This is a genomic window from Thermanaerothrix daxensis (genome assembly GCF_001306145.1).
GTDB classification, from domain to species: Bacteria; Chloroflexota; Anaerolineae; order Anaerolineales; family Anaerolineaceae; genus Thermanaerothrix; species Thermanaerothrix daxensis.
The window spans coordinates 1,019,838-1,039,673 of sequence record NZ_LGKO01000002.1; the positions used below are offsets into that span (position 1 = coordinate 1,019,838).

Here is a 19,836-nt window from a genome sequence, read left to right on the forward strand (position 1 = left end):
AGAAGAGTAAGTAGAATTAGATATTGATAGATATTGAGGGTCTCAAGCAAATGAAACGCGGATTGCGGATTTTCTTGGTAATACTCCTTGTAGGAGTTGTCGGAGTAGGGGCTTTCTTAACCTGGGCCTCGACGCCCCTGGGCCCGATGCCAGAAGCGCAGGCGGCACTTGAATCGGACGCCCAGGTTGAAGTTCAGCAAGGGCCATGGTTGGCTTTTTTGCCTCGTGCGCAGGAAGCCCGCCTTGGCGTGATCTTTTATCCGGGAGGGCGGGTGGATTATCGCAGTTATGCGCCGATAGCACGAGCCATTGCGGAACAGGGATATTTGGTAGTTATTAAGCCCATGCCTCTCAACCTGGCTGTGCTGTCCCCTGAGGCAGCGCGAGAAGTTTTGCGTTCCTACCCGCAAATTGAGACCTGGGTAATTGGTGGACATTCCCTGGGGGGTGCAATGGCGGCCGCTTTTGTTTACCGGCATCCTCAAGAGGTTCAAGGATTGATTTTATTGGCCGCCTACCCGGCGAACAACTTTTCTTTGCGCTCTTTGGCGATCCCGGTTTTATCAATTTCTGCTTCTGAAGATGGGCTTGCCACACCCCAGAAGATTTTCGCCTCACGTTCTTTACTTCCTGAGACGACTCAATGGGTGGTTATCGAGGGAGGAAATCATGCTGGTTTTGGCTGGTACGGGGATCAGCCGGGAGATGGGCAAGCAAGAATATCTCGTGAAACTCAACAACGGCAGGTTGTAGAGGTCATCACTCGCTTCTTAAGGCTGATAGAAGGAGAACAGGGGTCGTGAAATTAGTAAAAGCGTTTGTGATCATTCTAATCGCACTGATATTGGTCGTTGTTGTGGGCCCTCTCGTTGTTCCCGTTCCGCCTCTGCCGGACGGAATGGATGAAGAGAGTCTGGCCTGGCCTGATAGCCAGTTTATTGAATTGAATGGGTTGAAGATCCACTATCAGCGCTACGGTGAAGGTCAGCCGGTAATGATTCTGCTACACGGTTATGGGGCCAGTACATTTTCGTGGCGTGAGGTACTAAAGCCGCTAGGAGCCCATGGCACGGCGATTGCTTTTGACCGCCCGGGATTTGGATTAACTGAACGTCCCTTGCCGGAAGAGTGGGAGGGGCCAAACCCCTATACGTTGGATTTTCAAGTCGATCTGGTGATCGCGCTGATGGATGCTATTCAGGCACCTCAGGCCATTCTGATCGGCAATTCTGCTGGTGGCACGGTGGCGTTATACACAGCGCTGAAGTATCCCGAGCGGGTACAGGGACTGGTATTGGTGGATGCTGCCATTTACAGAGGAGGTGGCGCGCCGGCCTGGATACGCCCTTTATTGAATACCCCTCAAATGAACCGGTTGGGTCCGCTGATGGTTCGTTCGTTGGCGGGTGAACGAGGCATGCAGTTCTTACGCTCCGCCTGGCATGATCCTAGCAAAATCACGGATGAGATCATTGCGGGTTATCGTCGCCCTTTGCAGGCAAAGAATTGGGATCGCGCCTTATGGGAACTGACGAAAGTCAGCAGTTCCTCTAATCTCTACCAGAGACTGGGGGAGGTGATGCAGCCCGTTTTGGTCATCAGTGGTGATGATGATCGCATTGTGCCCACAGAGGAGAGTATTCGCCTGGCGCGGGAACTGTCCAATGCGCATCTTTTTATTATCCCTAATTGTGGACATGTGCCGCAGGAGGAGTGTCCTGAGGCGTTTCTGCATGCTCTCTTAACTTTTGTCATGAGCATTGATAATCTTAAGAATCCAAAGGAGATACGGGGATGAGCAAACGCTTGAGCGTTGGGGATAAAGCACCCGATTTTGAGTTAAAAGATACGCGGGGAAATACTGTCAGGTTATCAAATCTGCGCGGGCAACCTGTGGTCCTTGTTTTTAACCGTGGGTTTGCCTGACCGTATTGCGTAAAGCATATGGCGCAGTTGCGCCAGGATCATGAAGCATTTGCACAGCGAGGTGCACAGGTTCTTATTGTAGGTCCAGATGGTCCACGGGCTTTCCAACGCTTTTGGGAGGAGCAGGCAATGCCATTTATTGGTCTCTCGGATGTTGGGTCTGTGGTGAGTCAGCATTATCAACAAGAAGTTAACTTGCTTAAATTGGGCCGGGTGCCCGCGGTATTTATCATAGATCCGAATGGGATCATTCGCTATGCCCATTACGCCCAAAATATGGCCGATATCCCACACAACACACAGCTCTTTGAGGTATTAGACGCAATAAACGTAAAAAAGGATTAAAGTCACATTGGTTTTTCTCAATCATACTGAAAGCCATTACCTATGAACTGAAAGCCATTACCTATGAACTGTGGGATGCAGGAAGATGCAGGCCTCCCAGGAGAGTTAAGGGGCTTTAGATGGGCTGTTCAATTAAAGGGGCGCTAATATGATCTGGGATTTCCTGCATATTTTGGGTATGCGTCTCTTGGTGTGGTCCGGGGTAAGCCTGGGCCTGGGAACGTGGTTGTGGCTTAATCCCGCTTTGTTCTGGAAGGGGGTGGGTACTCAAGCGTGGCTCTGGGGTGCGATTGATGCCGTTATTGCGGGAAGTATACTGGCTCGTTCTGTGCGTTACCTTCGCCGTCCTCTTAATTTGGCGGAGGCGAATCGGGAGGCTATCAAGACTCGGCAGATTCTCAAAATTAATGCCGGGTTGGATCTGCTTTATTTGGTTGTAGGTGCTGTTTTGATGTGGAGGGCTGAAGGCAACGCTCTCATAGTCGGGCATGGGGCGGGTATTATCTTACAGGGGGCTTTTCTGCTGGGTTTTGATCTCCTTCACCTTTTACAGGTACCGAACGAGTATGTATTACCCGATTTTCATCTTTTTGACTCTGAAATTCATCAACCATTTCTCTGGGAAGGTTCGGGCAGAGGCGCGGCTCTTTTGGTACATGGGTTTCCGGGCAGCCCGGCCGAGGTGCGTGACCTGGCCAAAGCACTTCATAATCAGGGTTGGAGCGTGCAGGCGGTCTGTCTCCCCGGGCATGGACGGGAAATTCACCGCTTGTTTCAGTCCAGAGCCATTGAGTGGGTTGAGCATGTTCAACGTGCACTTACGCAACTGAAAGAATCACATTTTCCGGTGCTCCTGATCGGTTATTCACTGGGAAGCGGAATTTCTACGGTGGTAGCCTCTCGGGAGCCTCCTGATGGTTTAGTCCTGATTGCGCCGTTTTGGATTGATGAACCGCCAGCACTGCGCATAGCCGTTGGAATTGCGCGCTTATTCTTGCCCTTTCGTATTAATCCCTCATTGGATCGGCGCATGGCTTTCCCCGAACTAAAGATGGCTATTGATGATTTGTTGCCCGCGTTGGATCTGAACTCCGCTGAGTTTCAACGAGAATTGCAGGCGCTTCGGGTGCCTTTGATTTTCATAGAGCAATTTCGCTGGTTGAGCCAGTGGGTACGACATTCCGCTCCTCAGATTCGCTCGCGCATTCTGGTGATTCAAGCCGTAGAGGATCCAATTGTGCGGCGAGCCTCTACTCAGCGCCTGATAAAGATGCTCGGGACTCAGGTAGATTATCTCGAAGTGCCGGGGGGACACGATATAAACCGCCGCTCTCACCCGGGCCACACCCAGGTAAGAGCGGCAATTGTGCGTTTTGCGGAGACGATCAGCAAGATCTCAGGCGCGTTTGAGCGCATTCCAGCCCGCGTAGACCGCGGTATCCCCTAATTCGGCTTCGATGCGCAACAACTGGTTATATTTAGCCACTCGATCTGTGCGTGCTGGAGCGCCAGTTTTGATTTGCCCGATATTAAGCGCCACGACCAGGTCGGCAATGGTGGTATCCTCGGTTTCGCCAGAGCGATGGGAGGTCACTGCACGCCAGCCTGCCCGGTGACAGAGTTCAACGGCTTCTATGGTCTCGGTTAGCGTGCCAATTTGATTGAGCTTGACCAGCAAGGCATTGCACGATTTTTCCTGAATGGCACGGCGGACGCGTTCTGGATTCGTGACCAACAGGTCGTCCCCAACAATCTGAATGCGCTGCCCGAGTTCGGCTGTGAGGATCTTCCAGCCCTCCCAATCGTCCTCAGCTAGTCCATCTTCGAGGGAGACGATGGGATACTGGTCAATCCAGGATTTCCAGAAGGCAATCAGCTCTTCGCTGGTCATTTGTTTGCCTTCGCGGCGCATGTTGTAGCGCCGGGTCTCGGGGTCGTAGAGCTCGGAAGCGGCAGGATCAAGAGCGATGGCAATCTGCTCACCCGGCTTGTAGCCTGCCTTTTCGATGGCTTCTAAGATAACCTCAATGGCTTCCGCATTGGCTTTCAGGGCGGGAGCATACCCTCCTTCATCGCCAACCAGGGTCGCGTAACCTTTTGCTTTGAGGACGCTCTTCAATGCATGATAAACCTCAGCACCCCAGCGCAATGCTTCGGAGAAGGATGGAGCACCCAGGGGGGCAATCATGAATTCCTGCGCATCGGTCGATTGCCAGCCAGTATGGACCCCACCATTGAGGATGTTCATTAGAGGAACGGGCAAGACGTGTGCATACACGCCACCAATGTAGCGATATAACGGTAGCCCCAGGGCGTTGGCAGCGGCTTTGGCAACGGCCAGACTGACGCCCAGAATGGCATTGGCTCCGAGCCTGGATTTGTTGGGAGTACCATCCAGTTCGATGAGGAGCTGGTCAATGGCTTTTTGCTCAACGGCATCCCAGCCCACCAGGGCTTCGGCAATTTCATTATTGACATTATCCACTGCCTTGCGCACACCTTTGCCGAGGTAGCGGGCTTTGTCTCCATCGCGCAGTTCAAGCGCTTCGTGCACGCCAGTGGAGGCCCCTGAGGGAACTGCAGCACGTCCCCAACTTCCATCGGCCAATACGACTTCCACTTCTACGGTGGGATTACCGCGAGAATCCAGGATCTCTAGCGCGGTAATGGATTCAATTGTAGTATCCATAGAGTCCTCCTTAAGGGGATTAATTTGAATTTCGGTGTGAGTCTGGCATAAGGCCCCAGTATTCAAACTACTAGTATAACCCAGATGAACCAGATCATGTTGTGACATTTGTCACGATTAACTTAAACTGCCTCCATTTCAAAAGGCTGGATGGGTACTCTCGCATACTCGCATGCGGCTTTCACGAAGGCTTTAAAGAGCGGGTGAGGTCGCGTGGGGCGCGAGAGGAACTCGGGATGAAACTGGGTACCCAGCATGAAGGGATGATCGGCCAATTCCGCAATTTCTACCAGGCGCCCATCCGGGGAGAGCCCGGAGAATATCATTCCGGCCTCTTCAAACACCTGGCGGTAAGTATTGTTAAATTCAAAGCGGTGACGATGGCGCTCCTGTACCAGGCTCTCCTGATAGGCTTGTGCCGCTTTGGTACCGGGTTTCAGTTGGCAGGGATACAACCCCAGGCGCATTGTGCCCCCCATTTCAGTAATTTGTTGTTGCTCAGGGAGCAGATCAATGACCGGGTAGGGTGTGGTTCTATCAAATTCGGTTGAATTTGCTCGCTCATCATTGAAGATGTAACGGGCAAATTCTACTACCATCAATTGCATACCCAGACACAAGCCGAGATAAGGAACTTTATGGGTGCGGGCGTAGCGAGCAGCCAAAATCTTGCCCTCGATCCCGCGTGAGCCAAAACCTCCTGGCACTAAGATGCCGTGGGCTTCTTCGAGCATTTCCAGGGATCGTCCGCGCTCCAAATCGGTCGCATGGATCCATAAGATCTCCACCTCTACGCCTAAATGAAGAGCTGCGTGCTTGAGCGCCTCCCGCACGCTCATATAGGCATCGTGCAGTTCAACGTATTTGCCAACCAGTGCAATTTTTACTTTAGGTTTTTCGCGGCGTACTTGTGCAACCAACCTCCGCCATAAGTTCCAATCGGGTTGGCGACGGGTTTCCAGCCCCAAACGTTCTAAGATGAAATCTGCTACCCCTGCCTCTTCTAACAGCAGCGGCACTTCGTACAAAACAGATGTGGTTGTCATGGGGACGACAGCCCGGCGATCCACATCACAATAGAGGGAGATTTTGTCTAGAAGACTGCGCTCTACCGGGTAGTCGGAGCGAGCAATGATCATATCGGGGTTGATACCAATCGAACGCAGTTCACTTACCGAATGCTGAGTAGGTTTGGTTTTAAGTTCGCCAGTGGCACCAATGTAGGGCAGCCATGTCACGTGAATATACATGGTATTTTCACGCCCTAGTTCCCGGCGCAACTGACGCAGGGACTCAAGGAATGGTTGGCTTTCGATATCTCCAACGGTCCCCCCAACCTCCACCAGGACGATCTCGGCGTTGGTTGTCTTGGCAACCAGCGTAATTCGGCGCTTAATTTCGTTAGTAATATGCGGGATCACCTGAATTGTGCCACCGAGGAAGTCTCCTCGCCGCTCTTTGCTGATGATCTCGGCGTAAATCTGGCCGGTAGTGGTGTTGCAGACGCGGTTGAGGCGTACATCCATGAAACGTTCATAATGACCGAGATCTAAATCCGTTTCTGCTCCATCATCCAGTACGTAAACTTCGCCGTGCTGATAGGGACTCATGGTGCCAGGGTCAACGTTGAGGTAAGGGTCTAGTTTTTGGGCAGTTACAGCGAAGCCGCGCTCTTTAAGTGTGCGCCCAATGGCTGCTGCGGTCACTCCTTTCCCAACGGAAGAAACCACACCTCCGGTGAAGAAGATATATTTAGTCGCCACAGATTGTTTGCCTCCTGCACATTAAGTTTGCTTATACGGAATCGTTGGTTATAAGGAATAATCTCGACATAGAGAGAGGGAGGGTCGGTGATCCGACGCCTCCCTCTGTGCGGGCTTGGATAGACTCTCTGGGCATGACCACATGGTTGAAAACCAGCGTATCCCGGATAGACAATTTTGGACATTCATTGGCCTTAAGTTTACCATAATCTGAATGGGCATTGGCTTTTTGGTACTGATCTCTCCTCTCGACGGCTGAAACACATGCGAAGAGGCGGGACACCGTCCCGCCTCTTTATGAGTGCCGAATGTGGCTTTATGACTGGCTGACGTTAGAACGATGTTCAAGGGTGCGGCTTAGAATAGCCTCCTGCTCCGGGGAAAGCGTTTTGGCTTTTTTCGCTTTGGCTTCTTCTTTGCGTTGTTTGGCACGCTCCATGGCTTCACGAAGCGCCAGTTCCATGACTGTTGGCTCGGATTCAGTAGGTTGGACTTCTTCCATGGAATTGATCAGGTCATCCAGATTGAGGGCCTCTTCGTCAGCTTTGCTCCGGGCGCGCTTGCGCCGTTTCTCGCGTTCCTTGTCACGCGTTTTTTCTTTGCTGACCGTCTGATCGTGTGCCTGGGCTTCCTTCTTTTCAACGGGAGTGCGCTTCTTTTCCTCCGCTGGCTTGGGATGGACTTCCTGAACGGGTTCGGGTTGCAGGGCTTTCAAACTGAGTTTTATCTGCTTCTTCTTGCGGATGACCTCGATGACTTTGACCTCAACCTCATCACCTTCCTGAACCACCTCGGTGGGGGTTTTCACATATCCGTGGGAAAGTTCACTAATATGAATCAGCCCTGGTCGTTCAGCCCCGATGTCCACAAAAGCACCAAAGGGCTCAATGCGGACAACCTTGCCCTTGACAACCATCTCGGGTTTTATGTCTTTCCACTCGAGGTCGAGGGGCTTCTTTAGGGTGAGTTCAATGCGTTCACCCTTCACCCGGCGCACCCACACGTCCAGAGTTTGCCCTTCTTCCAGTACCTCTTTGATGTGTTTGATGGGCTGCCCTGGTGTAGGGGAAGGGATTTGTGAGATGTGCAAAACCCCTTTTGCCACGCCAAGATCAATCACGGCCCCTGCCAGATTAAGTTTGATGACCCTGCCAGTAAACTTCATTTTAGGTTTGATTTCTACCTTGTCGGCTTCCACGGCCACCATGTTTTCCATAAACCACACTCCCGTTTCCAATCTCAGTCAGCGAACAGGGATTATACCCCCGCTGGTAACAACTGTCAAATTGTGCGCGGGTGAAATTTGGCACAAGGGGCCAGTATGAAATGTTTTGAGACTCAGCGTGACTCACCCAGAGTCAGGGTGACTTGAAGAGTTTTTGAGCGCCGTACCAGTTCAACGGTTACCTCGTCCCCTGGCTTAAAACTGAAGAGTACGTTGATGAAGGGGTGGTTGGCATCAATGGCCAAATTGCCGATGCGTGTAATAATATCACCGGGGCGGATACCGGCGGTCTCAGCAGGGCTCCCCTCAATTACCTCAGAGACGTAAATTCCCCACTCAACCGGCAGATTGTACTGCTGGGCCAGAGTGGGATTGATCGGCTGCCAACGGACCCCCAGGAAGGGGCGGGATACATATCCCTTTTCGATAATCTGAGTGGCAACGGCCTGGACAGTGTTAGAGGGGATGGCAAACCCTAAACCTTCTACGGTAACTCCGCTACTGGATGTACGGACAATAAGGGTGTTTACACCGATGACCTCGCCTGCCAGGTTCACCAAGGGGCCACCTGAATTTCCCTGGTTAATGGCGGCATCGGTTTGCAGCAGTCCTTCCAGGTAGTAACCTTCGCCCGTGTCAATTGCACGCCCGGTGGCACTAATCACTCCCACAGTGACCGAGTTTTTAAAATCTCCCAAGGGAGATCCGATGGCAATGACGGTTTCGCCGGGGCGCAGTTCATCGGAGTTTCCCAATGTAACAACGGCAGGTACATCCCCATCCATCTTCAGGACAGCCAAATCGGAGAAACGATCACGCCCGATCACTTGAGCCGGGCGCTCTTCCCCGGAAAGCAAGACGATGTGGACCGACTCGGCGCCTTCTACCACGTGGTTATTGGTAATGACATAGCCTTCCTGGGAAATGATGAAGCCACTGCCGCTGGAGGTTCCCCCGGGAATCACCCCGAAAAAGCCTAGTTGGTCGGGCATTTTGGCCACCACAGTAACAACGGCCGGGCTGACCTTTTCTACTACCTGTGTAATGGTGGTCTCGATTTGCGTGGTTTGGACGAAGAGATGGGCCACGGGAGTGGGGCTGGGTTGGAGGGTGGGTTCGATAAAGGGGGTGGAGGGAGCGGACACAAGCCTCTGATTTTGGAAGAGGTAGTAAGCAACCAGGCCACCTCCTAATCCCCCACAAAGTGCTGCTGCAATGAGCAGCCCAAATAAGATAAGGAACAGGACTGGGCGCTTCATAGTTTCCTACTGCTGAAGTAATATTTGAACTGCGGCCTCTAACTGAGGATCTTTCCCGGCTTTGAGATCTTCCTCTGTCATGGGAACCTCAAGGTCGGGTGTTAATCCAACGCCGTTTATTTGCCGTTCTTTAGGGGTTAACCAGCGCGCCACGGTAATGCGCACGGCCCCCTGATTATTAACTAAGGGGGTCCAGGATTGAACAGACCCCTTGCCAAAGGTCTTTGTGCCAACCAGTTTCCCGCGCTGATAATCCTGAATGGCACCTGCTGTGATCTCCGATGCAGAAGCCGTGCCCTCATTAACCAACACCACAAGCGGAATATCGGTGGCAATGCCTCGGCCTTTGGCTTCGAAGGTGATTTTTCGCCCGTCACCATAGACCTCATACATGATTACCCCCTGTTTGATAAATTCCGAACTAACGTCAATGGCTGCGTTTAAGAACCCACCACCATTATTGCGTAAATCCAGGATGATCCCCACTGGTTTTTGTTCTAGCAGGCTGGTTAGTGTGCGTCGAAGTTCAGAAGCCGTCTTCTCACCAAACGTGAACAGGCGCACGTAGGCTATGTTTTGGTCCAGGATTTTGCCCTCTACCGAGGGGATGGTAATTTTCTGACGGGTGATTTGAACTTCAAACGGAGCCGGTTCACCTTCGCGCTGAATGGTCAGGGTGACAGAGGTACCTGCCGGCCCCAGGACTCGTCGTAGGACCAGACTTGGGTCAACACCTGTCATGTCCTCACCATCTACAGCAATGATTTTATCACCAGGCTTGAGACCGGCTTTCTCGGCTGGCGAATCGGGCATGGGGCTGATGACGGTTAGGAATTCGCCGCTGGTATCTACCCAGGCCCCTATGCCCTCGTACTCACCTTCAAGCGGCGCATTGGCTTGCTGGTACTCGAAGGGATCCATGTAACCAGTGTGAGGGTCATTGAGGGCTTCCAGCATGCCTCGGATGGCCCCTCGCATCAAAGCCTCGTCATTGACTGGTTGGTCCACATATTGCTCGTGAACCAGGTCCCATGCCTGCCAGAATGGTTTGAAGAGGGTTTCAACCGATGACGAGGCGGGGCTGGAAGCCGGGGTGGGCAGGAATGGGAAGCGGCTTAGAAACTGGTTGATGACCGAGGAGGTTGTGGTAGGAGCCTGTATGGTAACCGCCACGCCAGCAGCAAAGCAACTGATGGCGATTCCGAGGATAAGGGCGATGAGCAACGCGATGCGCACAAATTTTGAACCCATAAAACGCTCCATTTTTTAAAAAGAAATTTTCAGAGTTATTTGGCTCGGCTTCATTCCCTGTTGTCCACAGATTCTTGGGGCAGTTGGGATGACGGTAATTGGCGCACAGCCTGGGAAAGCCGTTCCCAATCAGCCTCTTCGTTTCGACGTAATTCTACTTGCTGGAAGGGGAAGTTAAGCTCCGGTTTGCGACGCGGAGGCGGCTGATGACGATGGCGCCACAAGGAAACCAGAGTCAGGTTAATCATCAGCATGAAGATACAGAGCAGGAGGATGATTGCCCAGGCCCCAGGCGATTCGGTGTTCATTAGTTCCACTCCGTTTCATCCTCAAACAAACCACCCTGCGCCAGTACCCGAGGAAGTTCTTCGATTCTGCGGATGTGAAAATGTCCTGCGTGTTGGCGCCCGTTTTCACTGACTTGAACGGTCCAGAACCCTAATCTCCGGGCAGTGCGCAGGTTGGCGGGTAGGTCATCAATTAGAAGACATTGGCTGGTGTCGGGATATTCGAGTTTTTGCAGCATTTTCTGGAAGGCCTCGGGAAAAGGCTTGCAGAAGGGCAACATGTCCCAAATATCAATGATTTGCCTGAAACATCCCTCAAGGCCCAGCCTTGCTAGAACCCGATTGGCATGGTTTTTATCGGCGTTAGTAAAAATTACCTTGGGGTATGGGAGCACCTTCAGCAGCGTTCGTAATTCGGGATTGGGCTGTAGATAATCCTCCAAGGGAACATCGTGCACAAAGGCGAGGTACTCTGTTGGGTCAATATGATATTGCAGATAAAGACCTCGGAGCGTAGTCCCATAGGAGTGGAACAGGTTTTTCCGAAATGCCTCAACGTTCTCTAGGGGAAGACTTAACTTCTGGTGAATAAATAAGTCAATTCGCTTGGCGATGGCTTCCCAAACGCCCAAAGAGGCTGGGTAAAGGGTATCATCAAGGTCGAAGATTAAGATTTTGGGCTTCATCCTTTGCAGTATAACGATTTTGTGGAGAGATGAGAAGAGGGCAACTCGGCTGTAATTTGTTGAACAATCAATCTACCGTTTCAGGGTGATGAGAGTGGATATAATTAGAACAACCTGGTGATATTTATTTTCAGGTGAGTGATGCCTATCCAAGTTTTAAGGGAAGAAGTTGCTGCTAAAATTGCCGCCGGTGAAGTGGTTGAGCGTCCGGTCTCGGTTGTCAAGGAATTGATCGAGAATGCACTGGATGCGGGGGCAACCGAGATCACAATCGAGACCCGGGAGGCAGGGAAGCGTTTGATCGAAGTGGCTGATAATGGGAGTGGTATCCTATTTGAGGAACTGCCCCTGGCCATTGCCCGTTTTGCTACCAGTAAGTTGAGCACGGCAGAAGATTTGTTCAATATCCGCACATTGGGTTTTCGAGGTGAGGCTCTGGCCTCTATTGCCGCTGTGTCGCGAATGACATTGTTTTCTTGCCCGGCCGGGGCGAAGCAAGGTGGGAAGATTGTAGTCCATGGAAGCAAGATTGAGACCTATGAGCCGGTGGGTTTGCCTCCCGGGACGGTTGTTCGGGTTGAAGATCTTTTCTATAATGTGCCAGCCCGGCTTAAGTTTCTGAAGCAGGATACCACCGAGCGCAACCTGATTAACGCCCTGGTAAGCCGATACGCCATGGCCTACCCTGACGTGCGCTTTCGCTTAATTCACGATGGCAAAGTATTCTTACAAACGTATGGGCGAGGCGAAGCGAGGGAGATCCTGGCAACTTACTATGGGGTCGAGGTGGCTCGGCAAATGCTTGAGGTGGATCTGGAGGACGCGGATATTAGCGTTCGTGGGTTTATCAGCCCCATCTCACTAACGCGAGCCAATCGTAAGGAGATCACCTTTTTTGTCAACGGGCGTTGGGCCCAGGATGTTGCGCTGACCTCGGCACTTCTTCAAGCCTACCACACGCTACTCATGGTAGGGCGTTACCCGATGGCTGTTTTGTTTATTCATATTGCACCCGAAGCAGTGGATGTTAATGTGCATCCAGCGAAGGCTGAAGTGCGGTTTCGCCAACCCGATCGCGTATTTTCGGCAGTGCAGCGCGCCGTGCGTCGGGCTTTACTGGCTCAGCCCTCGGTGGTGCCAGTTGAGTGGTCAAATTGGGCTGGCGAGCGTTCACGACAGGTCATAGATCCGGCCTGGCAAATGGCTGCTGATCTTAAGGCGTCTCCAACGGAGGAGAAAGAAAGGCTAAATCCCTCTATAGCGTCGGAGGCCAGTGCACTAGGGTCAGGCGTGGTTCAGCCTCAACAGAACTCTTTACCGGGGCATCATTTGCCCTTGCTGCGCCTGGTTGGCCAGGTAAGAGCCACCTACCTCGTTGCTGAAGGGCCTGATGGGCTTTATCTGATTGATCAACACGCAGCCCATGAACGGATTCTGTTTGAGCGCTTGATGCGAGAACGGGAGAAAGGACTGGTCGTGCAGCCCTTGCTAAACCCTCAACCCTTTCGCGTACCAGTGACCAAGGTCGAGGAGTTCCAGCAGTATGTAGGTTTATTACATCAATGGGGGTTTGAGGTTGAGCCGTTTGGTCAAGATACCTTTCTCATACGGGCTTTCCCGGCCCTTCTGAGTGGGAGTGATCCGGTAGCGGCTTTGCAGGCGCTGGTAGATGCGTTTGAGGAGGATGAGTCGCTCTTGGAAAAAGAGGTGGAGGCGCGCTTAATCGCCCGAATTTGTAAACGCGCGGCGGTTAAGGGCGGGCAGGTTTTGTCTCGTGAGGAACAAGAAGCACTATTGCGTGATTTAGAGGCGTGTGAATCGCCACGAACCTGTCCCCATGGCCGCCCCACTATGATTCATCTGGCCGCTGAAGTGTTGGAACGTCAATTTGGGCGGCGTGGTAGTCGTTGATCTTATTTTTTGGAGGACTGAAGATTTATGCTGGTAGTAACGGATAGCTCAGCCGATTTTGCCCCAGGACAAGTTGAAGGGCTGGATATTCAGGTGGTACCTCTGTATGTGATATTTGGCGAGGTTACCTATCGTAGTGGCATGGATATTGATCACGAAACTTTTTATGATCGTTTGAAATCAGGCCAGATGCCGAGAACCTCGCAGCCCTCCGTTGGCGAGTTCGTTTCTATTTATCGTGCGCTGGCTAAGCAAAATACGGAGATCCTTTCTATTCATCTATCCTCGGCACTTAGTGGTACGCTCAGTGCTGCCAAGATGGCGGCCACGATGGTGCCAGAAGCCAGGGTTACTTTCTTTGATACCGGGGGCGTTTCTGTGATTGTAGGGTGGTGTGCTGAAATGGCTGCCAGGGCTGTTCGGGCCGGATGGCCGTTGCAGCGAATCCTTCAATTGCTGGAACGGATTCGGGAAGCAATGATGGGCATTTTTATGTTGCCCACACTGAAATACATTGTTGCTGGAGGGCGAGTAGGGCACTTAAAGGGATTAGTGGGTTCCCTCATGAATATTAAACCAATTATGGGGTTTGATCTCAAACAGGGCACCATCATTGAGCTGGGTAAAGAGTTCTCGGTTCGACGAGCCATTTTAGCCCAGGCTGATTTCATCGCCAGACGATTTCCACCGGGGACGCGCCTGAGAGTCCAGGTTGCTCATAGCCGCAATCCTGAAGGCGCGGAGCTCCTGATGGAACGTCTCAAGGCTCTATTTGAGTGTCATTTTTTGCCCCCAGCCACCATTGGTCCGGTGTTGGGCGCTCACGGCGGAGAGGGGATTGTGGGAGTTGGGCTGGCGCCAATGGATATATTTGAGGGCCTGGCTTAGGTACTTCTGTGACCAAGGAGGCGTGCGGCAATTGGGGGAATGACTTTCAGCACATCTTGGCGTAAGATAAGCGCAGCTTCACGATCCAGATAGGTTGGGGATAAAGTATTGATGACAATCCGCCCACCATGCTCTAGAGTGTAAAGGGGGATTTGGGCTGCGGGCATTACTTCAAGAGAACTACCGATTACAAATAAAAGATCAGCCTTTTTGCAATGGGCAAGTGCTTCTTCCCAGGCTTCGGTGGGAAGCATTTCCTCGAAGAGCACAATATCGGGTTTTAAGAAAGCCCGGCAATTAGGACAGCAGGGGAGGGTCCCCTCCGTTACAAAGGGCTCAATAAAAGCCTCTGTCTCGTATTGGCGCTGGCAATTCAGGCAGGTTAGCGTGCGGAGGGAACCGTGCAGTTCGACCACCCGGGTGGCTCCGGCGCGCTGGTGCAGATTATCAATGTTTTGCGTAATAATGGCTTTGAGGTATCCGGCTTTTTGGAGATCGGCCAGGGCGATATGGGCTGGATTGGGAGAAGCCCGCCAGGATTTTGCTGCTAGCGGTCGCAGCCATTCAAAGAAGCGGTGGGGGTAGTGACGAAACGCCCGCCATGAAGCCACTTCAAGGGGATTGTGGCGCTCCCAAAGACCAGTGCCAGGAGAGCGGAAATCGGGGATGCCAGAAGGGGTTGAGATTCCTGCTCCGGTGAGCGCTACGGCGTAATGTGCCGTTCGAATCCACTCGGTTACTTTTTGGATGCCTTCTTCGATATCGTTTATCTGCATGAGAATTTAGGGGCGTGTGCGTTCGACAAACTGAGAAGCCAGTTGCATCACCTGCTGAGCATAAAGCCCTTCAGGTTGTATGTGCAGGAGAGGCACAGAGCGCATTGCCGCATGATAGGCGAGTTCCGGGACAGGCGGAATGGTGATGCTGACTGAATGTTCTAGCGTATCCTGGACCTGGGTGATCGTATATTGCAGGTCTGCACGCATACGATTGTTCAGTACCACTGTGAGCAACTTGGATTTGCCAAAACCATAGCCTTCCAGATCAGTCAGCAGTCGGCGGGTCAGTTTAAGGGTAAAGGGTTGTGACTCGGCAACGACCATGACTTCGTCGCATTGATTAAGAAGATCCAGATATCCAGGAAGAAAGGGTGTGCCAATATCCAGGATTACCAGGGTGGCGAGAGTAGCTAGGTGGCGGGTGATGAGGGTTAATTTTTCGGCCATACCCGAAAACAGTGGGTTGTACCCTTCAATGCGCCGAGGGGCAAGGAGTAAGCGCACGCCAAGCGTGGTACGTAGCAGGTTGTTTTCAACCGTGGAGCGAGTTATTTCTGTGGGTGGAAGACTTAGCAAATTCTTCAGGGCTTGATCATCATGCAGGTTAAGGGTCTCTGCCCAAGTGCCCTCTCCAAGGCGCAGTTCAGCTAGAATCACCTCGCTTTTGCTCCGTTGGTGGCAGGCCAGCCCAAGGTTCAAAGCCAGCGTCGAAAGCCCTACACCCCCTTTGGCTGCTATGAGCCCCAAAACATACCCTCGAGGCAGGGCAGCTTCGCGACGGGCGCGGCTTCTTCCTAGCAAGGCCTTGATGTGGGCAATCAACTCCGCAGGGTGGATAGGTTTGGTGAGGTAATCGTCGGCTCCTGCTTCGTATCCTTCCACCTTATCTTCCACCTGGGATTTAGCGGTAAAGATCAAGATCGGGATCGAACTGGTCTCGGGATTTTGGCGCAATCTGCGAGTAACCTCAAACCCATCTAGCCCTGGCATCATGATATCCAGGAGGATCAGGTCGGGTTGTTCGCGCACGGCGACCTGAAGCCCTTCTTCTCCTGAGGCAGCGGTGACCACATGGTAGCCTTGTTTTTGAAGCATCAGGCCGACCAGGCGCAGGGTTTCCAGATCATCATCCACGACCAGGATCTTTTCTGCCATTGTTCAACTATGCTCCTTGCTCAAGGTTCTTTAGCAGTCTAGCACAATCTTCGGGCCGAGACAAGCCCTAGGATATTAGAAGCGTTTTCCGATACTGACGGGCGAGGTAAGCGAAAAGCAAGTTGGGAAATGGGGAAGGAAAATGTATAATCCTGGTAGAGGGAATCCGTATGAGACCACTTGACGAGTCGTTGCTTTTTGAGACTTGTGAATTGAACAAAACAGCCCCAATTCTGGTTGGGGTTTCAGGAGGGCCAGATAGCGTCTATTTGTGGTTGCGACTGCTTGAAATGGGGTTCACGATAGTGGTGGCGCACTTCGATCATGGCTTGCGTCCTGACTCGGCGGCGGATGCTGCTTGGGTAGGTGAACAAGCCCATCGCTTGAATTGCCGCTTTGTTTTAGGACGTGCAGAGGTGGGGGTTATTGCTGAGCGGGAAGGACTTTCTCTCGAAGAGGCTGCCCGTCGGATGCGTTATCGGTTCCTATTCGAAACGGCGCAGGCTTATGCATGTCAAGCCGTAGCGGTTGGCCATACCGCGGATGATCAAGTTGAAACGGTGCTCATGCATTTGCTGCGAGGGAGTGGGCTAGGAGGGTTGTGCGGAATGCGCTTCCGCACTTTTCTTGCAGAGTATTCCACGACTATTCCGCTTGTACGGCCTATCCTGGGAGAGTGGCGCAAGGACATCGAACGCTATTTGGAAGAGAAGGGAATCATTTGTTGTCAGGATGTAACTAATCGTGATCTGCGCTTCCTGCGCAATCGAGTGCGCCACAGGCTTCTCCCAATTCTGGAAACCTATAACTCTCAAATTCGCCGCCATTTGTGGCAAATGGCATACAGTCTGCAGGCAGATTATCAAATCATTGAACAGGAGGTGGGGGCTGCCTGGCAACGATGTTTGGTTGATGAGGGGCCAAATTACGTGGGATTAAATCGCGCTGGATTTTGTGCTGAACATGAAGGTATACAGGCTCGCCTTATCAGACGGGCCGCAGAGCGCTTCACGCGTGAGCAGCGTGGAAGTGACTTCGCCTCTATTGATCGCGTGGTGCGGTTTATTCGGATGGGTTGTCCAGGGCAGATTGACATGGAAGGAGGGGTTCAGGTTGTACTCGATGGCGTCCATATCTATGTTCTTCGCCAGGGTGAGTGGCCGATCAATCCCCTTTGGCCACTTATTCCACCCGATGCGGTTTTCCAAATCGGCGTTCCAGGGCAACTGACGCTGGGGGAGGGCTGGGTTTTAGAGGCTTTTTTATCTTCTCCACAGGAAATGTCGGCCTTGGGGGGACATGATGCCTTCACTGCCTGCCTGGATGCCGACACTGTTCAGATGCCGCTGAGGCTAAGAACCCGGCGTTCGGGAGATCGCTTTTGGCCTTACGGGATGGAAGGTCCGATGCGTCTTTCGGACTTTCTGGTCAATGTTCGTTTACCGCGGTGGGTCAGAGATCGCTGGCCGCTTGTGTTTTCGGGTGATACGCTTGTATGGGTACCAGGGTATCGAATTGCTCACCCGTACCGTGTGACCCCTTCTACACAGAAGATTGTGGTGCTTAAGTTTTATCGCTCCACCTGACTATCCTGAGGCGTTTGTTCTAAAGTAGTACTCTCAGCAAGGCGCTGTAGTTTCATCCCAATTTCGCGCCATTGGATTTTTGAAATGCCCAGTTTTTGACGGATTTGTTCTCGCTCCGTGCCTGACTGCCAATCCCGCAGGGCACATGTCCAGCGGCACATGTCAAATGAAAGATGTTTGGTAAGCCCTGCTTCTTCGCCAATGTCTTCAAGCAGGTACTCTAGGCGACGTGCCGACCATGGGAATATCACATCACGAGGTTGATACTGTTCCAGATATTCTTGATAGGCCTCCATCCATGCTTGAGATAAGGGGAGCTTACGCTCTTTATATCGATTGCGGGGGTTGCTGTAACGGATAAATAGAAAGGGGGCTTCGGGATTGGAATTGTCAATATGATTGCGATGGATGTTGAGGCACTCGCCTTTTTTGATGCCCGTGTGCAAAAGCAAACTAAGGAGCGTGTAGGGACGAGCATCGGGCTTACGGCCGCGGCGATGGGCTTCGGCTACTTCCAGGACCTTTTGCTCTTCCTCTGGGGTCAATACTTGAGGTAGAGGGCTGATAACAGAGTATTGAATCACTTTTTCAGCGGGATCGGCCGCAATGCGCCCGTTCTGGTGCAGCCAGCGGAAAAATGCTTTGATGGCAGTGATGCGTCGAGCCAGACTTTTGGGGCTACAGGGAACGCCGCGTCCGTGCTGCAACCAGCCCAAAAAATTGTTCAATTCACGAGTTGTAACGTCTCCAACTGCCCGATCGGGGGGGAGATAGCCTGCCAGGAGCGAAAGGTCGCTAATGAAAGATTTTATGGTATAGGGTGATTTTCCTTGATCCCGAAGGTAGATTTCCCACGCGCGGATGATTGGGGCTAAGGGGGTTTGGGCATTAATATGAGGAGGAATATCTGAATAATCGCTCATCACTGGCCTCTGCGTGATTTTCGTATAGGTATAACCAATTATAGGCCAAAATATTTAAATTGCCCATACCCTCTTTTTGTCAAGGGGTATGGGGTACGTATTTCGAGCGCGTTTACTTACTGCGCGTTCAAAGCCTGACGCAGGATTTCGCGGATGGCTTCAACATTGGGGATAAGGACGCTGGCTCCGCTTTCAGTCCTCGTGGGGGTGACTTGTCCAGGACCGATGGCGTATCGCTGAATGCGGGAGGGGTCAGCGAGCAGTTGAGGTGCAAGAGGTGCCAAAGAGATCGCTACATCCAGAGGAAGATTGGTCTCTACACTGGACCGATAGTACTGGTAGAGTTCGGGGATTCGAGCCAGTGCATTGAGGCTCATAAGCTTGTTGAACAATGCAATCAGAACCTCTTGCTCGCGACGTGTGCGGTCGAAATCGCTGGTGCTGTATCGGGAGCGCACGTACCATAACGCTGTTTGCCCATCCATATGGACCAGGCCTGGTCCAACAGAACAATATCCATTTTGAGCCTGGGGCAACTTGCACTGGTCGGTCAGGTTTTTGGCTGCATAGACATCAATGCCCCCTAAACTATCCACGATATTCACGAAGCCCTGGAAGTTGGTGAGCACATAATAATCTATGGTGACTCCGAAGTTCTGCTGGAAAGTAGCCACAGTGAGTGGAAATCCCCCCATTGGGTGGGCAGTATTAATGCGGTTCTTGCCGCGTCCCGGAATGTCCACATATAAATCGCGGGGGAATGAAACCAGGCTGGCTGTACCCAGATTGGGGTTGAGCGAAACTAGCAGAATAACATCGGTGCGATACCCTGACCCTGGGCGCCAATCGGACCCCAAGACCAGGATGTTAACTTGACCCTCGGCAGGGATAATGTCCCAAGCAGGTGTGGGGGTGGCTTGAGGGGTGGTTTCAATGGTGGGGAAAGGACTAGGGGTTGAAACTTGAATTTCTACCGGCAAGAAGGGCGTTGGCGTTGCAGTGGCGTTGGGCGCCACGGTTACCCAGTGTTGGGCCAGTGGAACTGAACCGCCCTGACCGCCAATCTGAGCCGGCAAATTACATGCTACCGTCACGAGGACAAGGAGAATGGGCAAACCCAAAAGTATTAAATGCTTTTTCATCATCTCTACGCTTTGGTCATG

Annotated in this window: 17 protein-coding genes and 1 pseudogene; 7 read left to right on the forward strand and 11 right to left on the reverse strand. The window is 52.2% G+C overall.

Features of this window, described 5'->3' with window-relative positions:
- Nucleotides 1–50 precede the first annotated feature (50 nt).
- The 4 genes and pseudogenes from SE15_RS05030 to SE15_RS05045 all read left to right on the forward strand — a co-directional run bounded on the left by SE15_RS05030 (nucleotide 51) and on the right by SE15_RS05045 (nucleotide 3,718).
- On the forward strand, nucleotides 51–803 hold the full coding sequence (locus tag SE15_RS05030; protein WP_054520995.1) for an alpha/beta fold hydrolase: 753 nt from the start codon (nucleotides 51–53) through the stop codon (nucleotides 801–803).
- Complete coding sequence (locus SE15_RS05035; protein ID WP_054520996.1) at nucleotides 800–1,798, forward strand: alpha/beta fold hydrolase; 999 nt, start codon at nucleotides 800–802, stop codon at nucleotides 1,796–1,798. The genes SE15_RS05030 and SE15_RS05035 overlap by 4 nt, the downstream gene beginning before the upstream one ends.
- Before the next feature lie 17 nt (nucleotides 1,799–1,815).
- Nucleotides 1,816–2,271: pseudogene (locus tag SE15_RS05040) on the forward strand (peroxiredoxin family protein); the annotation flags it as partial.
- A gap of 148 nt (nucleotides 2,272–2,419) precedes the next feature.
- Nucleotides 2,420–3,718: an alpha/beta hydrolase gene (locus SE15_RS05045; protein WP_054520997.1), complete on the forward strand. Its 1,299-nt coding sequence runs from the start codon at nucleotides 2,420–2,422 to the stop codon at nucleotides 3,716–3,718.
- Here SE15_RS05045 and eno read toward each other — a convergent pair.
- From eno to SE15_RS05080, 7 genes are all read right to left on the reverse strand, one after another.
- The gene (eno, locus tag SE15_RS05050) at nucleotides 3,668–4,960 is read right to left on the reverse strand and encodes a phosphopyruvate hydratase (RefSeq protein ID WP_054520998.1); all 1,293 of its coding nucleotides are present in this window, start codon (nucleotides 4,958–4,960) and stop codon (nucleotides 3,668–3,670) included. The genes SE15_RS05045 and eno overlap by 51 nt on opposite strands.
- A 122-nt stretch (nucleotides 4,961–5,082) precedes the next feature.
- Nucleotides 5,083–6,723: a CTP synthase gene (locus SE15_RS05055; RefSeq protein ID WP_054520999.1), complete on the reverse strand. Its 1,641-nt coding sequence runs from the start codon at nucleotides 6,721–6,723 to the stop codon at nucleotides 5,083–5,085.
- Between the two features lie 316 nt (nucleotides 6,724–7,039).
- Nucleotides 7,040–7,939 carry a S1 RNA-binding domain-containing protein gene (locus SE15_RS05060; protein WP_054521000.1) on the reverse strand — a complete coding sequence of 300 codons (900 nt, stop codon included), beginning with the start codon at nucleotides 7,937–7,939 and terminating at the stop codon, nucleotides 7,040–7,042.
- Between the two features lie 122 nt (nucleotides 7,940–8,061).
- Complete coding sequence (locus SE15_RS05065; protein WP_054521001.1) at nucleotides 8,062–9,207, reverse strand: S1C family serine protease; 1,146 nt, start codon at nucleotides 9,205–9,207, stop codon at nucleotides 8,062–8,064.
- A gap of 6 nt (nucleotides 9,208–9,213) precedes the next feature.
- The gene (locus SE15_RS05070; protein WP_054521002.1) at nucleotides 9,214–10,458 is read right to left on the reverse strand and encodes a S41 family peptidase; all 1,245 of its coding nucleotides are present in this window, start codon (nucleotides 10,456–10,458) and stop codon (nucleotides 9,214–9,216) included.
- A 50-nt stretch (nucleotides 10,459–10,508) separates the two neighbouring features.
- Entirely contained in the window at nucleotides 10,509–10,766 is a 258-nt protein-coding gene (locus SE15_RS05075) for a hypothetical protein (protein WP_054521003.1), read from the reverse strand.
- On the reverse strand, nucleotides 10,766–11,431 hold the full coding sequence (locus SE15_RS05080; protein ID WP_054521004.1) for a pyrimidine 5'-nucleotidase: 666 nt from the start codon (nucleotides 11,429–11,431) through the stop codon (nucleotides 10,766–10,768). The genes SE15_RS05075 and SE15_RS05080 overlap by 1 nt, the downstream gene beginning before the upstream one ends.
- 141 nt (nucleotides 11,432–11,572) lie before the next feature.
- On the opposite strand from SE15_RS05080, the gene mutL reads away from it, so the two are divergent.
- Together mutL and SE15_RS05090 are read left to right on the forward strand one after the other, a co-directional pair.
- Nucleotides 11,573–13,342: a DNA mismatch repair endonuclease MutL gene (gene mutL / locus SE15_RS05085; RefSeq protein WP_054521005.1), complete on the forward strand. Its 1,770-nt coding sequence runs from the start codon at nucleotides 11,573–11,575 to the stop codon at nucleotides 13,340–13,342.
- A gap of 27 nt (nucleotides 13,343–13,369) precedes the next feature.
- Complete coding sequence (locus tag SE15_RS05090; RefSeq protein WP_054521006.1) at nucleotides 13,370–14,230, forward strand: DegV family protein; 861 nt, start codon at nucleotides 13,370–13,372, stop codon at nucleotides 14,228–14,230.
- Here the strand turns inward: SE15_RS05090 and SE15_RS05095 are convergent.
- Nucleotides 14,227–15,006 carry an SIR2 family NAD-dependent protein deacylase gene (locus SE15_RS05095; RefSeq protein WP_054521007.1) on the reverse strand — a complete coding sequence of 260 codons (780 nt, stop codon included), beginning with the start codon at nucleotides 15,004–15,006 and terminating at the stop codon, nucleotides 14,227–14,229. The two genes, SE15_RS05090 and SE15_RS05095, sit on opposite strands and share 4 nt — an antisense overlap.
- 6 nt (nucleotides 15,007–15,012) lie before the next feature.
- Nucleotides 15,013–16,164 carry a response regulator gene (locus SE15_RS14050; protein WP_083461711.1) on the reverse strand — a complete coding sequence of 384 codons (1,152 nt, stop codon included), beginning with the start codon at nucleotides 16,162–16,164 and terminating at the stop codon, nucleotides 15,013–15,015.
- Nucleotides 16,165–16,334: 170 nt separating this feature from the next.
- Between SE15_RS14050 and tilS the strand changes: the two genes are divergently transcribed.
- The gene (gene tilS / locus SE15_RS05105; RefSeq protein WP_054521008.1) at nucleotides 16,335–17,750 is read left to right on the forward strand and encodes a tRNA lysidine(34) synthetase TilS; all 1,416 of its coding nucleotides are present in this window, start codon (nucleotides 16,335–16,337) and stop codon (nucleotides 17,748–17,750) included.
- Here the strand turns inward: tilS and SE15_RS05110 are convergent.
- Entirely contained in the window at nucleotides 17,735–18,673 is a 939-nt protein-coding gene (locus SE15_RS05110; RefSeq protein WP_054521009.1) for a tyrosine-type recombinase/integrase, read from the reverse strand. The two genes, tilS and SE15_RS05110, sit on opposite strands and share 16 nt — an antisense overlap.
- A gap of 116 nt (nucleotides 18,674–18,789) precedes the next feature.
- The gene (locus SE15_RS05115) at nucleotides 18,790–19,818 is read right to left on the reverse strand and encodes an LCP family protein (protein WP_083461712.1); all 1,029 of its coding nucleotides are present in this window, start codon (nucleotides 19,816–19,818) and stop codon (nucleotides 18,790–18,792) included.
- Nucleotides 19,819–19,836: the final 18 nt, after the last annotated feature.

Coding starts and splice junctions, on each gene's coding strand:
- SE15_RS05030 (WP_054520995.1), top strand. CDS start 51: ATGAAACGCGGATTGCGGATTTTCTTGGTAATACTCCTTGTAGGAGTT.
- SE15_RS05045 (WP_054520997.1), top strand. CDS start 2,420: ATGATCTGGGATTTCCTGCATATTTTGGGTATGCGTCTCTTGGTGTGG.
- eno (WP_054520998.1), bottom strand. CDS start 4,960: ATGGATACTACAATTGAATCCATTACCGCGCTAGAGATCCTGGATTCT.
- SE15_RS05060 (WP_054521000.1), bottom strand. CDS start 7,939: ATGGAAAACATGGTGGCCGTGGAAGCCGACAAGGTAGAAATCAAACCT.
- SE15_RS05065 (WP_054521001.1), bottom strand. CDS start 9,207: ATGAAGCGCCCAGTCCTGTTCCTTATCTTATTTGGGCTGCTCATTGCA.
- SE15_RS05070 (WP_054521002.1), bottom strand. CDS start 10,458: ATGGGTTCAAAATTTGTGCGCATCGCGTTGCTCATCGCCCTTATCCTC.
- SE15_RS05075 (WP_054521003.1), bottom strand. CDS start 10,766: ATGAACACCGAATCGCCTGGGGCCTGGGCAATCATCCTCCTGCTCTGT.
- SE15_RS05080 (WP_054521004.1), bottom strand. CDS start 11,431: ATGAAGCCCAAAATCTTAATCTTCGACCTTGATGATACCCTTTACCCA.
- mutL (WP_054521005.1), top strand. CDS start 11,573: ATGCCTATCCAAGTTTTAAGGGAAGAAGTTGCTGCTAAAATTGCCGCC.
- SE15_RS05090 (WP_054521006.1), top strand. CDS start 13,370: ATGCTGGTAGTAACGGATAGCTCAGCCGATTTTGCCCCAGGACAAGTT.
- SE15_RS05095 (WP_054521007.1), bottom strand. CDS start 15,006: ATGCAGATAAACGATATCGAAGAAGGCATCCAAAAAGTAACCGAGTGG.
- SE15_RS14050 (WP_083461711.1), bottom strand. CDS start 16,164: ATGGCAGAAAAGATCCTGGTCGTGGATGATGATCTGGAAACCCTGCGC.
- tilS (WP_054521008.1), top strand. CDS start 16,335: ATGAGACCACTTGACGAGTCGTTGCTTTTTGAGACTTGTGAATTGAAC.
- SE15_RS05110 (WP_054521009.1), bottom strand. CDS start 18,673: ATGAGCGATTATTCAGATATTCCTCCTCATATTAATGCCCAAACCCCC.
- SE15_RS05115 (WP_083461712.1), bottom strand. CDS start 19,818: ATGATGAAAAAGCATTTAATACTTTTGGGTTTGCCCATTCTCCTTGTC.